This window comes from Mucilaginibacter polytrichastri, assembly GCF_001911425.1.
GTDB lineage: Bacteria > Bacteroidota > Bacteroidia > Sphingobacteriales > Sphingobacteriaceae > Mucilaginibacter > Mucilaginibacter polytrichastri.
In genome coordinates this window covers 1,478,294-1,498,460 of the sequence record NZ_MPPL01000001.1, presented here as the reverse complement: position 1 = coordinate 1,498,460, position 20,167 = coordinate 1,478,294, and the positions used below count along the sequence as shown (strand labels likewise).

The window sequence follows — 20,167 nt, the reverse complement described above, 5'->3', positions numbered from 1 at the left end:
GCCAGCTATGTTTCGGCCATGCCGAAACTTGCTGGCCCCCGCTCATGCTATCGCATTCGGGGGGGGGGATTTTTTTAACGATTTTTTAACGAAAAGAAGCTTATGGAAAGTGCAGTTAAAAAGACAATTAGTACAAAGCACCCGGCCCCGGCGGGCCGGGTGAACCGGGGCGGTCGCCCCCAAGTGCCGCACAAGCGGCGCACTGCCGTGAGCGTCATGTGTACGCTCATTGAGAAAAAGATCATAGAAGCCAACGCGAAACGCGTAGGCATGAATCCTTCGGTTTTCCTGCGGAACCTGGGATTGAACACGCGGATAGACGTCAGGGTCAAGACCCTGCCTAAGCCCGTTTTAGAAATGCGCGGTACGCTCAATCACATTGCTGCCAACCTCAACCAAATTGCCAGGAGGCGCAACCGGGGCGACGACCTGAACGCGATGGAAAGAGCCTTGCTCGACCAGGATATGCGAAGCTTGCGGGCATTAGTGAAGAACATTAACACCTATGTGTCATGATCGGGAAAGTAGTCACAGGCAAAAGTTTCCGTGGCGTATTGCATTACCTCTTTGAGGGCAGGCGGCAGGAAAGTAAAGAACTGCAAATGCAGGAGTTGGAAAAGAAGCAGGTGGAGGTGATCGCCTATAACCAATGCTTCGGCACCCGTTTGGAACTGGTGCGGGAGATGATCGAAGTAGCCAAGTTAAACCCTGACCAATCAAAGCCGGTGTTTCACTTTTCATTGAGCTTCGCCCACAGCGATGCCGGGAAGTTAGGCTTACAAGATAAGATCGACATGGTAGAAAAGCTGGCCGAAAAATTTGATTTTAAAGATCATCAGTATGTGGTGGTGGCGCACAAAGATACCGATCATGAGCATCTGCATATCGTCGCCAACCGCATCGGATTTGACGGCAAAACAGCCAGTGACAGCAACAGCTATAAGCATGTTGCTGAGTTCGCCCGGAGGATGGAACTGGAATACAAATTAGAGCGGGTTTTAAGCCCGAATAAGTTCTTGAAGCCGGAGCAAAGGGTTGCACAAAGCCAGCGTTTAGACAACCGCAAGGAGGCTTTGAAAAAACATCTGCAAGCAGCGATCAAACAAAGTAAACATGTACAGCAGGTCAAAAAGTATATGGAGCAGCGGGGCTACGAAGTAGATTTAGGCCGGGGTATTGCTTTTACGGATGCGCAACATGTACGTTTTAAAGGCAGCCAGGTCGGCTATGCCCTGATGGATATTGAAAAGAAATTGAAGCAAGAGCAGCAATTACGCCAGCATCAGGAGCAAAACAGGCAAGCGCAATTACTAAGACAACAGCAGGAGGAATTGAAGAAACAGCAACAACAGGAAAAGGAACAACAGCAGGTACAACAATACACCCCAAGCATAGGCAGGTAAGCTTTGCTTAATACAAGTAAACATAATTAGGAACCATTTAATGATAGCATCATGAAACCAAATGAAGAAACCCACATTGATGAGGTCACCTTAACGTCAGTACTTAACGAACATGCCACCGACTTAAAGGAGATCAAGAATTTTATAAAAGAGCAACAACAGCAGATCGATCAAAAAAATGCGCTTATAGCGGAAAAGGAAAAAGAGACACATAAACTGATCGGCAGCTTTGAGCAGAAGTATCAAAAGATCGAGGTAACCGTACCCGCGCCAAGTACATCAGCCATTTCCAAAATTGCCAGTGATGGTATGGCCGCCATGAGAACAGCCGTTATACAGGTAGTGAATGCGGCCTTTTCAAAAAACAGGATTTTGGTACTACCGGAGGACGGCGGCAAAGGCTTTTTAAAGACTATGGCTAAGCGTGGTATGTACCTAACTGCCATAGCTATTGTAGTTGGCCTCGTTAGTGGGTTCGGCTTCCATAATTGGTATAAGGACAGCCAGAACAGCCGTTTCCGTAAAGCTTGGTACTGGAATTATCTTGTTGCAGACAGCACTAAAAAGCAGAAATTACAAAGCCAACTGGACAGCCTGAATATATCGGCTATTAATAAATACCGCACGGATAGTATAGAACGGTATTTAGACATACAGGCAACGGAAATTCGGATTAAGCAATTGGAAAGGGAAGCGGACAGTTTAAAGACCTTGAGACGGAAGCCCTGAAGATTGACCTTTTAATTAGCTAACCATTGATTGATTTTTCAACCAGTGGTTAGTTAGTTTATACAATCCAAGGCAAAATGGCTTTATTCTTTGCCAATGAATAAGGAATAACGGTTAACGAATGGACGTCATAAATGGCTAATATGGGCATCAACATGATTCTTAATTCATCCTGAATAAATTGAAGCCATGTTTCCTGACCGGGTAAAACATTGATTAAATGTACAAGCTTAAAGATGGTTTGATCGGTGATCCCGTGAACAATACATGTATTGGTATTTGACCTGTCAGTTTCCAACATGCAAAGGGTATGAAGCGTCTTTTTATATAGTTCGTCTATCCAATATTTGACGATACCACCACTTGATAAGTCCTGTTGTAGAAACTTAGCATTGCTCGGGTCATCAAATGCCTTTAATTCCACGCACCAAAGTGTGTTTAATGCAGTATCCAGCCAGCATATATCCATTTCTTTCACAGCATAGGCGCTAATGGATTTGTAAGCTGCACAATCACCAAAGAAAAAATAATTACTGTCTGGAAAATGTACTTTAACGCCATTTTCTGAATGCGGCATCATATTCCTAAAGAATTTATAATTTCTTCATTAAACATGGCTAATGCCTCATCTATGATTTGATTTTCAGGTAAACCATCTTTCATATTGCCCAATGTGTAACCGATTGGCTGCCCTTGGACTTTATTTAAAGAAAAACAATTGATGTCTGTATTGTCTCTTTTTGCGATAATGGCGAGCTGTTTAATAAGGAAATAATTATGTGTGGTGATAAAAACCTGTACTCCCGCCTTGCTCATCAAGACGATCATCTCGGCAAGGTTACGAACAGCTTTGGGGTGCAAAGCTGTTTCCGGTTCATCCATAAAAAGAACTGTGTTTTTTCTCAGCTTTCTGTTTTTAATCAGGGTTGTAAGAATGCCGATTTTCTTAATGCCCTCAGCCGTCAAAGGCATGCTAAATTCCGTCTTACCTTTCTTAAAAATAAAAGGATTGTCTTTTGGACCTTGCGTAATCACCCCTTCAAACAATGCTTCAAGATCACTATTTACGTTCCTCAATTCCGAGTTGACATTACCCTGTTGGGTAGGAACTCGAAGGTCAAGAATAAGATCGTAATAGGTATCATCAAAGCCTATCATATTGTATTGTTCCCTGGTCAATGCGATAGCGTCGAATGCGGTCAAAACTTCTTTTGCCGGGATAAAAAGTGCATTATATTGATCGGCGAAACTTTCGATATGGTTGTTTTCAGTGCAATCTACAATACTGTTCGTTGTGGTATCACCAAAGGAAAACTGTATCTGTTGCTTACTTCTACCCTCATAGGTGATATTGACACTTAGTTTTTCACCCGACCCTTTGGTTACTAATTCACCCAATCCGTTTTTACGGGGCTGAAAAGTATTGATGAGTTTTTCTGAAAGTAATCTTTTATAAGGTGACGGATTATGCGCATTTTTTTGAGTGAAATCTTCTAATGATTTAGAGATACCATAAAATAATTTTAATATGGCAGTCTTACCGCTATCATTGGCCCCAATGATGACATTTACATTGGTAAGTCTTTTAGCCTCAAAATTTTTAAACCCGAAAAAATTCTTTATCGTGATGGTTTTAATCATTTTATTTTCTTAAATCGTTTTACGGTTGAACTATCCTTTGCTCTTGTTCTTCAAATTTTTTAAGCGTTCAGCCTTTTGCTTCACATCATATTCAGTTTGGGCAAGTTCTGCTGCTGATGGCCCTGACGGCCAATCTAAGGTTGCAATGTGCAGTTCTTGAAGATTGCTTTTGGTTAGCTGAGCGATCTTGTATAAATTCTCAGGTTTGGGCTGGATTTCATTATTGCACCATCTTGAAACAGTCTCTGGCTTTACGCCCATTAATTCGGCTAATACCTTGTTATCTATTCCTTTATCGGCAAGCACAGCACCAATTCTGTAAATCTTATTTTTGTTTCCGCTCATTAACTGTTTATTCCATCAAATATAAATTAAAATTAAATCTCTGTAAATCAGATAGTTATAATTCTTATTAGATCAATTATATGATATATTAAGTAAATTAATTGATTTATAAGATCAATTAATTATATTTGCTATGGAGGCATATGTCTTGCTAGTGTGATCCAATCGGTCAAATAATTGACGTATTGATATAATTCAAGATTGGTTTTACTAATTTTTATATGAAACAGCCAACCCAAATAATTTTCTTTTACAGAATTTTTACCTTTCTTAAAATGGTAAAGAGTGGTATGGCGCATGTGTTTTTACTACCTCTCAAAAAGTGTTTAGCTAACCTTGCTCAACAGCAATCTAAAACCTCTCAACTTGTTTCTTTTTCAGACAAAACAAGCTTTACCCCACCACAGCATTTCAAAGCTGAGGCCCAAATTCTACCGCTTAATATAGCCCGATTCTCTCCCGAGGAAGCAGCTATAGATGATTTCTTTAACAATATCCAGTTAGAGCAGGTAAAAGACGAACTTAACAGGTGGTTCTTTTTCGGCCTTGCAGGTCATGGTAAACAGATTGCCGAGCTAACGCCTGAACAAGTAGAATATTTTAAAACTGAACTACCCCTATTAATTTCGGCCTTATACAATTACCACTGTTCCACGAGAAAGGAGGCCAGTAATGGCGCGTAATCCCTCAATTCTATGGTACACGTTTATTGTGATATGTATTGGCAAAACCATACCATCCGGTATCAGCCCAAAACAAATGCTCTTTCCCCTAAAGCCCAAAGCCCCGATATAACAGTTTCCCTTTTTTTAATGAGCATCACCGCTCAAATTTCTGATTCTCTTACCACCCGTGTACCGGGTGTATAAAGCAATTTAGCATACCGGTGCCGGGTTTTTAACCCTCAACCCACTATGCAAAAAACGCTACTCATCATAGTACTGGCCGCGCTTTGCCTAAATTTTAGAGCTACTGCACAAGGCCAAAATATTATAAAACCTCTCGTCATTGGCGATACTATTCCCAATGGCATCTGGAAAATACCTCTACAGGTCATTAATGAACGCCTGGGTAAGAAAACTATCACCCTGAATGATTACCACAATAAAAAATTAATCATTCTTGATTTTTGGGCTACATGGTGTGGAACTTGCATTGCAAAGTTTCCGCATATAGATAGCCTAAATAGGGCCTACCAGAACCAGGTTCAATTTATTTTAGTCAACACTTCTAATCGTGACAGCGACAAGCAAAAGGTTCGTGCATTTATTGGTCGTTACATAGCGAATCATCAAGCACTTTCTGTTCCGATAATACATCAGAAGAAATCATTCAATAGCTATTTTCCCTGTCATGTTCTTCCACATTACGTTTGGGTCGGTGTTGATGGAAGGATAAAAGCCATCACCGAATGGACGGAGGTAAATAAACAAAATATTGAGAGTTTAATTGCGGATCTGCCTTTGAACCTGCCAGTAAAGGATTGGTAAGATGGAAAAGCGCATAAAATACGCCCATTACTCAAAATGGATACCAGGTACCATTTTGTTATGCTTGCAAATCTGTATTAGTTTTAGCTGTTTCGGGCAGCAAAAGCCATCTTTTATTCTAAAAGGGCATATAAAATTACCAGACGGTTTACAACTTCAGGTATCTGTCAGATCGTCAAAGAATGGCTATACACAAAGTGATAGTACAGGTTATTTTTCCATGCCGCTTCATGCCATGCCCGATACCTTAAAGTTTTCGGCTGTTGGTCTAAAAACTCAATATGAAGTGATCAAAAATCCGGTAAGCTTTCTAAACATAAACATGGAAGCGGCAACGCAAATGCTTAATGAGGTGGTCATCAATACCGGTTACCAGCAGGTTCGGGCCAATGAAATTAATGGTTCTGTATCACAAATTAGTGAAACTATGCTCAATGCACGCCCCGGAACAAATATATTAAACCGTGTTTTGGGGCAAAGTACCGGCTTGCTCCTGAATATTGGTAAAAGCAACGGTAATCCTCAGAACACGACTAACCTGTCTATACGCGGATTAGGCACCATAAACGGCCCTTTAGACCCGTTGATCGTGCTTGATGGCTTCATATACGAAGGAGATATTAGTAACGTAAATCCCTTAGATGTTGAAAGCGTATCTCTACTGAAAGACGCGGCAGCCGCTTCCATATGGGGTTCAAGGGCGGGCAACGGCGTTATTGTCATAATTACAAAAAAAGGCCGATATAATCAGCCTATTGCCATTGGATTTAATGCTAACGTAATTGTGCAGCAATTACCCAATTTAATGGCTCATAATCAGATGTCATCTACCGACTATATCGCTGTGGAACGTAAAATGTTTGATGCCGGGTATTTTGATGACCAGATCAGTAACAGTCCTTATCAGGCGCTTAGCCCGGCAGTTGAAATCATGCTGGCACAACGCTCGGGGAAAATAAACAGTACAGTTGCCAATGCGCAATTGGATGCGTTAAGCAAACAAGATAGCCGGAGCGCTTACTTAAAAGAGTTTTATACGCATGCTATCACCCAGCAATACGGGCTTAATGTGCGTGGCGGTGGCAGTAATTACAAGTTTTTGCTTTCGGGCGCTTACGATAAGGTATTGAGCGAAACTTATCAAAAGAACAACAAGGTCAATATCGGTTTGACGCAGGAATTTAGAGCCGGGAAAAATCTTACTTTGTCTGGTCGAGTCTATTTTACGTCACTTGAAACGGCATCCGGCAGACCGGCATACAATTCACTCAGTGTAGGCGGGAGAATACTGCCATACTTATCGTTCAGGGATGCGCAGGGAAATGCCTTGCCATTAGCGACTGCTTACCGTGGTGCATATACAGATACCGCAGGTAATGGCAAGCTGCTCGATTGGAAATATTACCCCGCTGATGATTATCAGCACAATACCGTAAATACGAGCCGGTGGGATATTTTTGCGAGTACCGGTTTAAAATACAAGCTAACCAGTTTTCTTGATTTTGACCTGTCATATCAGTACCAGCGTCAGCATGATGAAACCGTAGGATTGTCCGATGCCCAAAGCTACCGGGCGCGTAACCTTATCAATACCTATACGCAGCTTAACCGGACAACTGGCATTCTAACATATCCTATCCCGTTAGGCGGGATACAAAGTCTTGATCTCGGCAATGTATCATCGTCCACCGCACGTGGGCAATTTAACCTGAACAAGACATTGGGCCAACATAGTTTGACTGCAATTGCAGGAGCGGAAACAAGGTCGGCCAACACCGATGGTAAAAGCGCAATATGGTACGGTTATAATGCAGATCCTTTAACTTATAGCAATGTCGATCTTGTAAATTCCTACCCCGAATTTTTAACAGGCAACTATACCCAGATTGGTTCAGGTAATAACCTTACATCTACACAATACCGGTTTATGAGTTTATATGCTAACGCCGCTTATAGTTTCAAAAAACGATATACCTTGTCCGGCAGCGCACGCAGGGACGGCTCCAATATTTTTGGTGCCAATACCAATGATCGGTGGAAACCGCTCTGGTCTACAGGGTTGGGCTGGTTGCTTTCAGATGAACCTTTTTACAGGTTAGACTGGCTGCCGGAACTTCGGATTAAAGCTACTTATGGGACAAGCGGCAATGTAGATTTAACCCGTACAGCCCTGCCTGTAGCTACCTATGCAACAAATAGCGTTACTGGTCTACCAATAACCCGTATTACCAGCATAAATAATCCCGATCTGAAATGGGAACAGCTATCTCAATGGAATATCGGCACGGATTTCACAATAAAAGACAGACGATTGCAAGGTTCCGTTTCTTACTTTGTAAAACATGGCACCAATCTTTACGGGCCCGCTTTGTATGATTACACAACCTGGGGAGGTTCGAAGGAATTGGTCAGGAACATAGCGGAAATGAAAGGCTACGGTGTTGAAACGGAGCTGCATAGTTTAAATCTGCAAAGGTCAAGCTTCAGGTGGCAGACAGATACTTATTTTAATTTTAATATATCCAAAACGGTTCAATACAATAACAGCTATACCACCGGTCTATATAACATTTTAGCGTCTGGCAGCAGCATAACACCATTAGTTGGAAAGCCCCTGTATGCGATTGCCGTTTATAAATGGGCCGGACTGGACGCAGCAGGCAATCCACAAGGATACCTGAATGGCAAACCCAGTATAAACTACACCGCAATGGCACTGGAAGCCAGCAGTAGCGGTGATAACCTTGTTTATATAGGGTCTGCGACACCGACCTATTACGGAAACCTAATCAATAGTTTTTTTTGGAAGGAATTCAGTCTTTCCTTTAACATGAGCTACAGGCTTGGCTACTATACGATGAAACCGACCATCAATTACAGCAGGCTTATTGCTAATGGAACCGGGAATAGTGATTATTCCTTACGCTGGCAAAAGCCTGGTGACGAAGCATCTACAACAGTACCGGCTTTTGTTTATCCGGCTAATCAGGATCGGGATTATTTTTATGCCGACTCACAGCCAAATGTCATTAAGGCCGATAATATCAGGTTGGATTACATCAATCTTGGATACCGGCTGGATGTTAGCAAAATGAAGCTTCCTTTCCGTAGCGTTGACCTATATGCGAGTATGCAGAATGTCGGAATACTATGGCGTGCGAATCATTTGGGCCTCGACCCTGACTACCTTAATACACTATCTCCGGTAAGAAGTTTAACATTCGGATTGAGAAGCAATTTTTAACATTAAAAAGCAATCGTTTATGAAAAAATATTACGTTATACAAGTTTGGATGGTTGCCATACTTGTCCTGTTGAATACCTCATGTAAGAAATATTTAGATGCTAAATCTGATGCTAAACTGGTCACCCCGCAAACATTGCAAGATTTACAAGGCCTGCTCGATGACGCGAATTTAATGAATCTTAAAACCACCCCTGGCTATAACGAATCTTCGACTGATGATTATTTTTGGCTACCAATTACGTTCAATAGTCAGCCAATAACAACACAGAATTTATATCAATGGATACCTATCGATATTCGTTACGGGAACGATTGGAACCAAGGTTACCTGCCGGTATATAATGCCAATTTGAGCCTTGAGCTATTAGATAAAATTCCGCAGACAGCCGCAAATAAACAACAATGGGATAATATTAAAGGGTCTGCTTTATTTTTCAGGGCTTATTATTTTCTTTTGCTGGCCATGCAATATGCTAAGGCGTATGACGGCAATACTGCTGATACTGATTTAGGGATTGTCCTTCGTTTGAAATCAGATTTTAATATTCCATCTACAAGGGCATCGGTTAGGGGATCTTACCAACAGGTCATTACCGATCTTACCGCATCGCTTGATTATCTACCCGATTACCCGCTAAACCTGCTGCGTCCGTCGAAAGGTGCAGCATACGCGCTGCTTGCCCGTACTTACTTATATATGCACCAATATGATGTGGCTTTGACTTATGCAAATAAAGCTCTCGTTCTGAATAGCTATCTGATGAACTATAATAGTGACCCCTTTATAATCTCACTTACCACAGCTGTGCCATTTAAAAAATTCAATGGTGAAACTATTTTTTATACGGAAATGGCATCGACACTCAATTTAAATTCAACGACACGGGCACGGATTGATACGGTATTATATGGGAAGTATAATACAAATGACTTGCGGAAAACTGCATTTTTTAAAGCTAATGCCGGATACCAACAATATAAGGGAAGTTATGCAGCAAATGCAAGTACGTTCTTTTCCGGTATTGCAACAGACGAGCTTTACCTGAACAGGGCAGAGTGTTATGCATATTTGAATAACGTAAATTCAGCAATGGATGATCTAAATTATCTATTAAAAAAGAGATGGAAAAGTACGGTAGCTTACACCCCGATATCAGCCACAGACCGGACTGACGCCTTAACAAAAGTCCGTTTGGAAAGAAGAAAGGAATTATTGATGCGTGGGCTTCGCTGGATGGACATTAAGCGGTTAAATAAAGAGGGCGAGAATATTGTCCTTACAAGAAACATCAATGGTAAGATAGTTACCTTACAGCCTAACGCAAGCTATTATGCGCTTCCGATACCTGTAGATATCATTGAACAAAGTGGAATACAGCAGAATTAAAGACATGTAGCAACTAAGAAACGGGACATAAACGCCCCGTTTCTTTATGAAGGATAACAGGTACATCGTTACGGATGCTCTGCGTTTGAAATGGCCATTCCTGCATCAGAAGAGCCGGTAACATACGCGGTGTTATAAGTCGAGTTTAAAGTAGCCGTTAAATTTGTTGATGTTTTCAACGTAGGTGTCGTGGCCGGATTGTTAACAAAAGCGGCATCAACCTGAATAGTACATGCTTGTTCGTTATCACCTGAACATGTATTGCCATCAGGGTCATATACCCAATTGCTTTCATTGGTGACATCGCTGACGCTGTAGCTCGGGCCATTATAATAAAAGGTATAAGCTGCAAATTGCTTATGTTTCTTTGAAGAAGTCGCATTAGCCACTTTAGTTTTCGAACTTGCGCGTTTGGTTGCTTCAGCTTTAACAACAAAGCCGATACCTACAATCACAAAAAATAATGCAATAAATGAAACGGCACGTAGCCATTTTTTTTGAAGAGTTGCCATAGGCGGGATTATGCATTTAAAAGTAAATGCCTACCTTTAATTTGAAAATTATTTTATTTTAATTTCTCAGGGTCAGCCTGCCACGGCTGCCCGAAAAAGACCTGTCAGCTTCTGACGGGTCTTTTTCAATTTAAAACTCCCTGTTCGCCGCAACACGTGAACAGTGCAAATTTACGTTCGTGATTCGTTCTGTTAACAATTCTCTTTCGGGCGTAAGCACAGGTAAAGAGTGGCGCTATGATGATGGTGCTAAACCACACCAAAGTTGCCATGTACGCCCTGGTGAAACGGATGCATAGCGTTGCCATAGCGGCCAGCATGGTCTTTATGGCGATTGCCTCTGCCATGTCTTTGATTGTTGCTGCATCTAACGTTTTCATCTTCTTTACATTTTTCTGTAACTGTACTTACACTGACCATAAGCCTTTATATGGTCAGCCCTGGTTTGCTTATTTGCACTTATCGTCGTGTGCACGTTCCTTGTGCCGTTCCGGTAAATCACTTACCAATACCGCCGGTTTATGCACTGATGACCGCTTCAAATTATGGGGACAGTCATCTTAGCTCTATGCACTTGAACGCCCGGAAAGGGCGCTATGAAAAGCCGGTATTCCCCATGCGTTCGTTTAATATTTTTTGTTCCTATATTAGAAAGGGAAATGCTATTTAGGGGTATCAATAAATATCTTTACAAGGCGGGATTGGCGGCGCGAGGAATAATACGTAAACGAGGAACAGCACAAAAAAAGTTACGAACGCGAATAATACCAGTTCCAGTCGGTAAGAAACCAAAAATTTTGCGGCATTGATTACTCGTTCTTTAAGGTTGTTAAAAGTCTGGTCAATGGTTTGGGCTGTTGCGGTGATCCATTGGTTTGATGCGGAAGGTAATGCAGTTTCCATAAGCGTAATTGTTGATAATTAATTTGTTTCGTTATAGATATAACCAAATTTAATTACCGCGCTACAAAAACACATCGTCCAATTACGACAAAATTGAGGCAAAAGCGGGGTGTTTTAATGTTTTTTTGTCCATATTGGACGATTGGGCAAAAAGCGCCTTCTTTTTTTGGCGTTCAACACGGTTCTCTCGAACTGTTTCGGTGGCCAGTATGTTGAAAAAAAGCTTAAGTACCTCTTTTTTTGTCTCTTAACTCGGTTGGCGTGTATCCGAAGTGTTTTTTAAATGCTTTACCGAAACTGGAAGTATTGCTATAACCCACGAACAGGGCCACTTCCCGGATGGACATAACGGTTTCCAGTAGCAGGCTGTGTGATTTTCTCATACGTAAACGTTTGACATCGTTCGCGGGTGTGATCTCAAATTCATGAAAGTATTCCCGTTCCAGCGTTTTTAAGGAGACCGCATAACGATTGATCAATTTTCGGATATTCGTTAAACGATGATTAGTATAGTTCTTTTTGATAAAGTACCAGATACGGTACACCGTTGAGGTGAGTTTTTTCTGCACCATTTCATAATACTGTTTCAGCAACTCTTTGGTAATGGTCATCTTGGCGATCTCCATATCACCAACTTTACGGGCATCCAACAGGGCTAACTCCTCTAAAAGCGTGCAGAGCATTGTCTCTCTGACCTTTACCCGTGGCATGTGGCCAAACTGTTCTGTCCCGCTTTCCATCCATTCAAGAAAATCTTCCAATCCTGCATATTGTTCAATTTGCCGCCAGAGCCAGGCTGTCCGGGGATGGATGTATACGGCATGGGTAGTCCCTTTAGGTAATTTGCCGATATATTTTCCTGGTGTATTAAAGGTGGCGTATCCCGTAGACTCTTCGACCACAATAACCGGGGTGCTATCCGGCAGATAGAACCGGATGCCCTTACCGATCAGGAAAAACAGGAATGCCGCGGTTTCTTCCACCTCAAAACTAAACTCCAGCTCAGTTTTTAGCACAAATTCGTAAATCTCCATATAGGCGAGAAACTCTTTGCAGGATTGGCGGATAACCCTGCCCGCTTTAAGTAGCGTTAGTTCTGCTTCCAATGCAAAGCTGATCTTGTACCTACAGTCGTCCGGCAGCTTGCCCAGCATTTGATCATCCGAGAATAGTTCTGTGGAATGGTATTTGACTTTGATAGCTTTCTTCATGGCGGTATTCGTTATATTCCATAAAACAAAGCGGCTATATTCATTTCTTCAAGGCTAACGATATCTTGTTGGCTATTGTCGCAGTCATTTTGGTGAGAGATATTCGTGTAAGGCATAGGTATTCGTTGTTATAGTTTATCATAAGTATCGGTAAGTCTCTATGAATTATTTATCAATAGTTAAATAATACTAATGTTAAAGATAAATCCTATTTGGATTTATTCCAAATAGCTATACGTGCCAAAAATCATTAAATGGGCTTTTATTACATGAATAGGCACATTTTCGGGATAGAAAGGCATTTTTCCTATGCAGAAAGCATTGTCGTAAGATTCGTAGACATATAAAAAATCAATAAACTACAGAAGTAAATAGGTTGTTTTTGTAACTTTAAGGTAATCAATGAAAGGCCTGAATGAGGGAAACAATGTGTTTATCCCAATAAATTGCCATGCAACCTGAAACCGAAAAACCCGTTCTACCAGCGTTTCAAAGCGCTTCCAAATGCCGCCGATGCCAATCTGAGATGGATCGCATACCCCGTGGCTTTTTTGTAAAAACCTTTTTATTCTGGTTGCCGCTCAAACGTTATTATTGCTACGGTTGCCTGCGTAAACGATGGCGTTGGCGTTAGTAATTTAACAGGAGTAAAAACGGCGGGAGAACACAGGAGGCCACCGGTTCCGGCCAGCGGCAGCAGGCCACCCGCGATAGAGCGGGTTACCCTGCCGCCGCCCGCCTCACCACCCGTAGCAACACGCCAATTCGCTCCGCTTATAAGCGAGTTGCTTTTGCCCAATGCCGTTAAACATGAAAACTTTATGTAATTTCCGGCAACGAATGAAATAAACACGTGTCTTATGTGGTGATGGTCGTATGCGCCAGGACACATGCCGTTGTAGAATTAAAAGTTATGTTTGGCTGAAAAGTACAATTTCATCTTAAAACCAGTGGATATTTTTAGTGAAAAATTAGATATAGCATGAAAAAAATTATTTTATTGACCTGTCTTACTTTGGCTGCTTTTGCCCAATGCTACTCCCAGGCAGTTAAAGCTGACCACATTTTTACCTACCAAACATTCGATGCGGAAATATTAAATTTTATACCTGTAAAAAGGGAAAATGTAACCGAAAAGGATTTCAATTATGCGCTCCATATATTAAATGAAACAAAATCTTCAAAAGCCGGAAATTCTGATAAATTGAATGTTGCTGATTTCTGGAACATTACTTCTGCTTTTATCGGACTTAAAGAACCTGCAATAAATATTGAAATAGCATTTAAAAAAGCCATTGCTTTGGATGCCAGCACCGTATGTTCTTATGTTCAGATGTTGGGTGCCGCAAAACTCGAAAAAGCCATTCCTGAAACTTTCCAGCCTTTTTATGCAAACTGCCTTAAAAATACAAATGTTAAAAATGAAAAATTTAACGCTAAGCAATATGCTGATGATAACAAGCTGGATGCAAAACTGGTATTACTGATGGACACGATTAATTCAAATGATCAGAGATATAGAAAAATAACTCCCCTTGATGCGGTTAAACAACACCCGCTCGATCTTAAAGCCCGGCATTCGATTGACTCCCTTCATGCCATTTATAAAACATATATAGGGCGATCATTGGTTGGCGAGAAATACGAAGCTGTAATGTGGTCTGTAATTCAACATTCGCCGGACAATGCAACGGACACTAAAATGATGGAAAAGTACTTACCGGATGTGAGTAAAGCAGTTGATACAAAAGAATTACCTATAACGCCATTGAAGATGCTGATCGATAGAATTTATACCATAAAATATCAATATCAAATTTTCGGAAGCCAGTCTGGAAATTCTGGTAGCGTACCAATGGCAAAGGATGAGGTCATATTAGCTGTTAAAAAGAAATACCACATTCAATAACGAGGGCAATTGGGCTAATTATTTATGGGGTATAACATGTGATATGTAAGGACAGTATCTGTCAGGTTGCGGCCAGCGGCAGCAGGCGACCCGCGACAGAGGGGGTTACCCGCCACCGCCCGCCTCACCTCGCACAGCAACACGCAAATTCGCTACGCTCATAAGCAAGTTGCTCTTTTTCCGTTGCTGGTGAAAAAAAACCCAATTACACCGCGTTCGCAAAGATAGCCCACGCTGGGATCAACCGTCAAGGCTATAACGAGCGGACGGGAGTTGTTCGCTTTCAGCGGCTCCGTCCGGCCTTGACAGTTGACCCGGCTACGCGCTTTTGGTGGCTAAGCGGTGAAAATGGGTTGGTGTGCGTAATTAATGCATGGTGGTCATGTCCGCTCTTACAGCCAGCCCCGGCGGTTTGGTTTGGCGTTTAGGCCGATCCGGCTTATCTTTGTGCCTTATGAAGGCAATTAAGAGCCGAACAAGATTGATATAGAAAGATGAGGAAAGCAGACGTAATCGCAGGAATAACCGCAAAAACGGGAAAAGAAAAAAAAGCCACTGAAACCATTGTAGATGCCTTTTTTAAGGTGGTTCAGGCCAGCCTTATCAACGGCGAAGATGTATTTGTCCGGGGCTTTGGTACTTTCCTAGTGAAGAAAAGGGCGGCCAAGATCGGCAGGAACATCACGAAGAACATCGCTGTACAAATACCGGAGAGTTATATTCCCGCCTTCAGGCCGGGGGATGAATTTAAGAATAAGGTGAAAGCTGCTGCGATCAAAAGTAAATTTCGTGAAGCCTCGGTTTAAAGTCAAAACCTTACGGATGCAGCTTTAAATACTGGTTTAATCGCCAAGTTTAACTGATACATTAATAGGACTATGGCAATGCTCTTAAATGAATATTTAGACCTAAGCCTCTTACAAAGAGTGTAATAGCAAGAAATTAGTATCGAATAATTTGAGCGGAGTTGTTTTCTTTTGCTTGGTTTTTATCGGTTAAAATGTTATATTTGTGTCAATCGCCGTTAAGAAATATGTGAGTAAAACGGTGAGTAGTTCTGAAAAATTGCGTCCAACGCATTGATATATAGCTATTTGCGGAAAGGATATAACGTCCTGCCATCCCGACAGAAAGCGATACCAATCGAAGTCGAAAAAACCTTAAATCCTATGATTTAAGGTTTTTTTTGTTTTACTCAAATCTTTTTTAGCACATAATATTTCAATACTCCTAAAAATATTGCGGTTCGTTACAGGGCCGATGATTTGAGTTACAGGCCGCCAGCGTTGGTGGATTGCCCGTTTGGTTAGGCCTATGCTAATAGGCAGGGTTCATTTAATAGCCAGTAAGTCTACTTTTTCAATTATTGGAGTGGTAACCAGCAACTCGGGTACTTTGGCCATCAATGCTTTGGCAATCTCGCCACTTAAATGTGTGTTACGGCCGGCTTCATCCGTAAAGGTTTCGAAGATACCGAAAGTGGATGGCCCAATTTGAAGAGCGCTATGTAGGAGTGGTTTGTGTTTGCGCCGCTGGTTTTTCACGTAATATTAAATGGCAAAAAACTGGCAGAAACTGGCTTTACGCATCAGGAGATTATGCAGGGCAGTAAATTAACCAGCACAATATTTAACCAGCCCGATAAACAGTTTTGCATAACTAACCAGTGCTTATCTGATATTGATGCTAAACATTAACCCATTTTTACACTACAAATATGATTCTGACAATAAAAAAAGAGTGTTGAATTGCCCTTAGAGCCGACAGCTTTTATATATTTGTGTTGAAACCAATTACCAATAACCAGCGGTCACCACTTTTTTTTATTGTCATCAAATCATACATCAATGGAGAAATTCCGTGTAGGATATTTATTAATAATTCTTTTGCTTTGGTGTTCGATTGACAGCTCCGCAGCCAATATCAATTTTACAACTATAACTGTAAAAGAAGGCCTGCCTTCCAACACAATCTATTCCATTATAAAAGATAAATCTGGAATAATGTGGTTTGGCACAAGCAATGGCTTATGTAAATATGACGGTACAAATTTTGTGGTTTACAGGCATGAAGCAGGAAAAGCCTACGCCCTTCCCGGCAATGAAGTTTTGTGTTTACATGAAGACAAGGCAGGAAAATTATGGATAGGAACCGGAGCGGGGGGCGTTAGTTATTACGATAGAACAAAGGACCGGATCATCCCTTATTTAGGCGATGGTTCCTGGCCTGAATTAGCGCATATCTCGCCCAGGGCAATTTTGCAAGATCATCAGGGTAAATTATGGATAGCCACCTATGGCGATCTGCGAACCATTGATCTAAAGACCGGTAAGATCAATGTTATTCGTTTAGGCGATGCCACAGCAAAAAAGGGGAAAACAATTGTCGCACTTTCCTTACTGGAGGACAGCAAAAACCGGATGTGGATAGGTACCAATAACGGACTTTATGCTTACAACCCGGCAGATAAGAAGTTGACCGGGTTTATCAACAACCCGAATGATCCGAACAGTTTATCAGACAATGTTGTGAAATCTATTGTGGAAGACAAAAGCGGAGGCGTTTGGGCTGCTTCACTCAGCGGATTAAACCATCTACTGCCCAATGGTCATTTTGAAATTTTTAAACATCAGAACAATTTTTCTAACTCGTTGAGCAGTGATGCTTTATTTGCAATGAAAATGGATAAGGACGGAAAAATCTGGATCGGTACGGAGGATGGTGTGGACATCTTTGATCCCCGGTCTGCATCATTTCAAATCATGCGGCCAGATCCGAGAAGTGTTTTCAGTTTGAAGAGCCCGTCTATACGCAGCGTTTTTATCGATCCGGATGGCATATACTGGATCGGAACCTTTGGAGGTGGTTTGGCTAAATACGACAAAAATCTTCCATTGTTCAACATGAAGCAAAGCGACCCTTTTGACCGCTCTGGTTTGGGATCTGCTATCGTTAACGGATTTGCTGAATACAACAAAAACTCCGTTTTTGTGGCAACAGATGGAGCCGGAATACAACTTTTCAATAGGGAAACAGGGCTGTTTACTAATTTTGAAATCAAGAGCCGCTTGCCCAAATCTAGACCTGGTTTAACAGTTTGGCCATTATATATTGATCATTCCGGAAATCTATGGGCAGGAACTTATCACGACGGACTCTTCCGCGTAGATCCCCGTACCGGAAAATACGAGCAATTTGTTGCCGATAAAAGCCGGGACGCCTTAACCAGCAATGACATTACCTCGATAATGGAAGACGACGATGGAAAATTTTGGATAGGTACATTGGGTGGTGGCGTAAATATTTATGATCCTGTTAGCCATCGGTTCACCACATTTTCACAGAAATTTCATCAGGCTTTACCGCTTAATGATTTTATAAGCTGCATCGTTAAATCTCCCCGAGGAAAAATCTGGATCGCCTCAGGGGGAACCGGCGTTGCAGCTTTTGATCCGGCAACCCAAATAATCAAACATTACAATAAGACGCAGCAGCATTTGCCGAACGACATTGTAGAACATTTATTTTTTGACAGTGAGGGTATCTTGTGGCTGTCCACCGAAGGTGGAATGTGCCGTATGAATGAAAGGACGCAGCAGGTAACCAGCTACACAGAAAAAGACGGGCTGGCCAATAGCATAGTCAAAAGCATACTGGAAGACAAAACAGGATTGCTTTGGATCAGCACCGCCAGTGGTATTAGTTCATTTAATAAACGCACGGGCAAGTTCCAAAATTTTGATGGTGAAAACGGTGTTCAGCAAGGATCTTTTTCAACTGGCGCTGCAATCAAGCTGTCCAACGGTGACATCTATTTTGGAGGGCGGGATGGCTTTAATTTTTTTAACCCTGCAAACTTACAACACAAAATTGGCTCCGGGCCGGTCTTATTAACAGAGCTCAAAGTGAGTAACGAGTCTGTTATACCAGGAGAAAATGCCCCTATCCAAGAACAAATAGCAGCTTCTAAAGAAATTAACTTAAAATACGGGCTCAATTTTTCAATCAGCTACGTGGCTGTCAACTATACCGCGCCATTACAGAATCAATTCGCTTACAGACTTGTTGGGTTTGATAAAGGGTGGAATTACGTTCATAAAAGCAGAGTAGCAAATTATACCAATATAGACCCCGGCACCTATACTTTCGAGGTTAAAGCCAGCAATGATGGTGAGCATTGGAGCGCGCCGCCCACCTCGATCAGGATCACCGTGTTCCCCCCTTTCTGGCGTACCAGATATGCCTATGCCATGTATATATTCCTAGCCGGTTTGTTTTTATTTTTACTAAGGCGACGAGGTATTCAAAAGATCAGAAACGAATTCGAAATTCAGAAAGAGAAGATGGAGTTCAGGCAATTGATGGATAGTGAGCGGCGTGAAGCCGAACAGCTGCATGAGTTAGATCAGTTGAAGATCAAGTTTTTGACTGATATTAGCCACGAGTTCCGTACGCCGATATCACTTATTCTGGCCCCTGTAGAGAAGTTACTCCGGCGCGAATCCGTAGGCGGCAATCTGGAAGACATCCGAATGATTAACAGGAACGTAAGGAGATTACTGAACATGGTAAACCAGCTTCTGGATTTCCGAAAGCTGGAAGAACAGGAGTTGACCCTTAATCTGGAACCTGGCGATATGGTGAGCTTTATCAGGGAAACCGGCGATTCATTTAAAGATTTGGCCGCTAAAAAGCAAATTACTTTCACTATCAACTCCCAGTGCCCTTATTGGTTTACCTCTTTCGACCATAATAAATTGGAAAGGGTTATCTTTAATTTATTATCCAATGCTTTTAAATTCACCCCTCCGGGAGGCAAAGTGACTTTGAGCGTCGAGGTTATCGATGTACCTGATGCTACTGCACATTTAATTATCACGGTAAGTGATACTGGCGTAGGCATTCCGGAAAAGGATATTACAAAAATATTTGACCGGTTCTATCAACATCAAACTAATGCTATACTTAACCAGGGCACCGGCATTGGGTTGTCCATCGCCAAAGAATTCGTCGAATTGCATGGCGGAAGTATCAACGCCGAAAGTGTGCCGGGGCATGGTAGTAGTTTCGTAATTGATTTGCCAGTGCTCACTTTTACATCTGCTAAAATGGCCGAAAAATTGCCGGATGACATGCAAGATATATATTTTGTCGATGCTCCTGCAGCCATCTCCGGCGCAAACCATGTTGAACAATACCAGGAATCGACTATTAATGAAACTGTAACTCCAGACCGTAACACCACTATTCTGCTTGTTGAGGATAATGAAGAGTTTCGCACTTACCTGGCCGAGCACCTCCGAAAATATTACCAAATTGCTGAGGCGACCGACGGCAAGGAAGGTTGGCAAAAAACGCTGAGCTTACACCCGCAGCTTGTGGTAAGTGAT

General features: G+C 41.9%; 19 protein-coding genes. 11 read left to right on the top strand and 8 right to left on the bottom strand.

From position 1 onward, the window contains the following. The first annotated feature begins 102 nt into the window (after positions 1-102). From RG47T_RS06535 to RG47T_RS06525, 3 genes are read left to right on the top strand one after another with little or no spacing between them, the layout of a single operon-like run. A complete protein-coding gene (locus tag RG47T_RS06535) occupies positions 103-516 on the top strand; it encodes a plasmid mobilization protein (protein WP_074488677.1) in 414 nt (137 codons plus the stop codon). After that, positions 513-1,403, top strand: coding sequence for a relaxase/mobilization nuclease domain-containing protein (locus RG47T_RS06530; RefSeq protein ID WP_074488676.1), 891 nt, complete (start codon positions 513-515; stop codon positions 1,401-1,403). Before RG47T_RS06535 ends, RG47T_RS06530 begins: the two co-directional genes overlap by 4 nt. 51 nt (positions 1,404-1,454) lie before the next feature. Continuing rightward, complete coding sequence (locus RG47T_RS06525; RefSeq protein ID WP_074488675.1) at positions 1,455-2,132, top strand: hypothetical protein; 678 nt, start codon at positions 1,455-1,457, stop codon at positions 2,130-2,132. Between the two features lie 58 nt (positions 2,133-2,190). Here RG47T_RS06525 and RG47T_RS06520 read toward each other — a convergent pair whose 3' ends face one another. Genes RG47T_RS06520 through RG47T_RS06510 form a run of 3 tightly spaced genes read right to left on the bottom strand, consistent with a single transcriptional unit; the run spans position 2,191 to position 4,118 of the window. Beyond that, positions 2,191-2,712 (bottom strand): hypothetical protein, encoded by a 522-nt coding sequence (locus RG47T_RS06520; protein ID WP_074488674.1) that lies wholly within the window; start codon positions 2,710-2,712, stop codon positions 2,191-2,193. After that, positions 2,709-3,773, bottom strand: coding sequence for an AAA family ATPase (locus RG47T_RS06515; RefSeq protein ID WP_074488673.1), 1,065 nt, complete (start codon positions 3,771-3,773; stop codon positions 2,709-2,711). Before RG47T_RS06515 ends, RG47T_RS06520 begins: the two co-directional genes overlap by 4 nt. A 30-nt stretch (positions 3,774-3,803) precedes the next feature. Further along, entirely contained in the window at positions 3,804-4,118 is a 315-nt protein-coding gene (locus RG47T_RS06510; RefSeq protein WP_074488672.1) for a helix-turn-helix domain-containing protein, read from the bottom strand. Between the two features lie 221 nt (positions 4,119-4,339). Between RG47T_RS06510 and RG47T_RS06505 the strand changes: the two genes are divergently transcribed. From RG47T_RS06505 to RG47T_RS06490, 4 genes are all read left to right on the top strand, one after another. Then, entirely contained in the window at positions 4,340-4,801 is a 462-nt protein-coding gene (locus tag RG47T_RS06505; protein ID WP_074488671.1) for a hypothetical protein, read from the top strand. Positions 4,802-5,032: 231 nt separating this feature from the next. Next, a complete protein-coding gene (locus RG47T_RS06500) occupies positions 5,033-5,608 on the top strand; it encodes a TlpA family protein disulfide reductase (protein ID WP_074488670.1) in 576 nt (191 codons plus the stop codon). A 1-nt stretch (position 5,609) separates the two neighbouring features. Beyond that, entirely contained in the window at positions 5,610-8,852 is a 3,243-nt protein-coding gene (locus tag RG47T_RS06495) for a SusC/RagA family TonB-linked outer membrane protein (RefSeq protein WP_074488669.1), read from the top strand. 19 nt (positions 8,853-8,871) lie between these two features. Then, on the top strand, positions 8,872-10,242 hold the full coding sequence (locus RG47T_RS06490; RefSeq protein ID WP_074488668.1) for a RagB/SusD family nutrient uptake outer membrane protein: 1,371 nt from the start codon (positions 8,872-8,874) through the stop codon (positions 10,240-10,242). Between the two features lie 68 nt (positions 10,243-10,310). Here the strand turns inward: RG47T_RS06490 and RG47T_RS06485 are convergent, their stop codons facing one another. Next, on the bottom strand, positions 10,311-10,754 hold the full coding sequence (locus RG47T_RS06485) for a hypothetical protein (RefSeq protein ID WP_074488667.1): 444 nt from the start codon (positions 10,752-10,754) through the stop codon (positions 10,311-10,313). Positions 10,755-10,991: 237 nt separating this feature from the next. Here RG47T_RS06485 and RG47T_RS25655 point away from each other — a divergent pair, with 237 nt between their 5' ends. Then, a complete protein-coding gene (locus RG47T_RS25655; protein ID WP_139235646.1) occupies positions 10,992-11,318 on the top strand; it encodes a hypothetical protein in 327 nt (108 codons plus the stop codon). Positions 11,319-11,429: 111 nt separating this feature from the next. Here the strand turns inward: RG47T_RS25655 and RG47T_RS06475 are convergent, their stop codons facing one another. The 3 genes from RG47T_RS06475 to RG47T_RS06465 form a co-directional block, all read right to left on the bottom strand. Next, positions 11,430-11,657 carry a hypothetical protein gene (locus tag RG47T_RS06475; RefSeq protein ID WP_074488665.1) on the bottom strand — a complete coding sequence of 76 codons (228 nt, stop codon included), beginning with the start codon at positions 11,655-11,657 and terminating at the stop codon, positions 11,430-11,432. A gap of 224 nt (positions 11,658-11,881) precedes the next feature. Further along, a complete protein-coding gene (locus RG47T_RS06470; RefSeq protein WP_074488664.1) occupies positions 11,882-12,868 on the bottom strand; it encodes a helix-turn-helix transcriptional regulator in 987 nt (328 codons plus the stop codon). A 565-nt stretch (positions 12,869-13,433) separates the two neighbouring features. Next, complete coding sequence (locus RG47T_RS06465) at positions 13,434-13,721, bottom strand: hypothetical protein (RefSeq protein WP_139235647.1); 288 nt, start codon at positions 13,719-13,721, stop codon at positions 13,434-13,436. 129 nt (positions 13,722-13,850) lie between these two features. Here RG47T_RS06465 and RG47T_RS06460 point away from each other — a divergent pair, with 129 nt between their 5' ends. After that, on the top strand, positions 13,851-14,777 hold the full coding sequence (locus RG47T_RS06460) for a hypothetical protein (protein ID WP_074488662.1): 927 nt from the start codon (positions 13,851-13,853) through the stop codon (positions 14,775-14,777). A gap of 494 nt (positions 14,778-15,271) precedes the next feature. Further along, positions 15,272-15,583, top strand: coding sequence for an HU family DNA-binding protein (locus tag RG47T_RS06455; RefSeq protein WP_074488661.1), 312 nt, complete (start codon positions 15,272-15,274; stop codon positions 15,581-15,583). A gap of 525 nt (positions 15,584-16,108) precedes the next feature. Here the strand turns inward: RG47T_RS06455 and RG47T_RS06450 are convergent. After that, a complete protein-coding gene (locus tag RG47T_RS06450) occupies positions 16,109-16,321 on the bottom strand; it encodes a putative quinol monooxygenase (RefSeq protein ID WP_074488660.1) in 213 nt (70 codons plus the stop codon). A gap of 303 nt (positions 16,322-16,624) precedes the next feature. Between RG47T_RS06450 and RG47T_RS06445 the strand changes: the two genes are divergently transcribed. Beyond that, positions 16,625-20,167 (top strand): two-component regulator propeller domain-containing protein (locus RG47T_RS06445; protein WP_216351018.1); only part of this gene is annotated, 3,543 nt, incomplete at its 3' end.

Excerpts from the sequence above, each read along its gene's own strand:
- RG47T_RS06535 (WP_074488677.1), top strand. The coding sequence starts at position 103 with ATGGAAAGTGCAGTTAAAAAGACAATTAGTACAAAGCACCCGGCCCCG.
- RG47T_RS06530 (WP_074488676.1), top strand. The coding sequence starts at position 513 with ATGATCGGGAAAGTAGTCACAGGCAAAAGTTTCCGTGGCGTATTGCAT.
- RG47T_RS06525 (WP_074488675.1), top strand. The coding sequence starts at position 1,455 with ATGAAACCAAATGAAGAAACCCACATTGATGAGGTCACCTTAACGTCA.
- RG47T_RS06520 (WP_074488674.1), bottom strand. The coding sequence starts at position 2,712 with ATGATGCCGCATTCAGAAAATGGCGTTAAAGTACATTTTCCAGACAGT.
- RG47T_RS06515 (WP_074488673.1), bottom strand. The coding sequence starts at position 3,773 with ATGATTAAAACCATCACGATAAAGAATTTTTTCGGGTTTAAAAATTTT.
- RG47T_RS06510 (WP_074488672.1), bottom strand. The coding sequence starts at position 4,118 with ATGAGCGGAAACAAAAATAAGATTTACAGAATTGGTGCTGTGCTTGCC.
- RG47T_RS06505 (WP_074488671.1), top strand. The coding sequence starts at position 4,340 with ATGAAACAGCCAACCCAAATAATTTTCTTTTACAGAATTTTTACCTTT.
- RG47T_RS06500 (WP_074488670.1), top strand. The coding sequence starts at position 5,033 with ATGCAAAAAACGCTACTCATCATAGTACTGGCCGCGCTTTGCCTAAAT.
- RG47T_RS06495 (WP_074488669.1), top strand. The coding sequence starts at position 5,610 with ATGGAAAAGCGCATAAAATACGCCCATTACTCAAAATGGATACCAGGT.
- RG47T_RS06490 (WP_074488668.1), top strand. The coding sequence starts at position 8,872 with ATGAAAAAATATTACGTTATACAAGTTTGGATGGTTGCCATACTTGTC.
- RG47T_RS06485 (WP_074488667.1), bottom strand. The coding sequence starts at position 10,754 with ATGGCAACTCTTCAAAAAAAATGGCTACGTGCCGTTTCATTTATTGCA.
- RG47T_RS25655 (WP_139235646.1), top strand. The coding sequence starts at position 10,992 with ATGATGATGGTGCTAAACCACACCAAAGTTGCCATGTACGCCCTGGTG.
- RG47T_RS06475 (WP_074488665.1), bottom strand. The coding sequence starts at position 11,657 with ATGGAAACTGCATTACCTTCCGCATCAAACCAATGGATCACCGCAACA.
- RG47T_RS06470 (WP_074488664.1), bottom strand. The coding sequence starts at position 12,868 with ATGAAGAAAGCTATCAAAGTCAAATACCATTCCACAGAACTATTCTCG.
- RG47T_RS06460 (WP_074488662.1), top strand. The coding sequence starts at position 13,851 with ATGAAAAAAATTATTTTATTGACCTGTCTTACTTTGGCTGCTTTTGCC.
- RG47T_RS06455 (WP_074488661.1), top strand. The coding sequence starts at position 15,272 with ATGAGGAAAGCAGACGTAATCGCAGGAATAACCGCAAAAACGGGAAAA.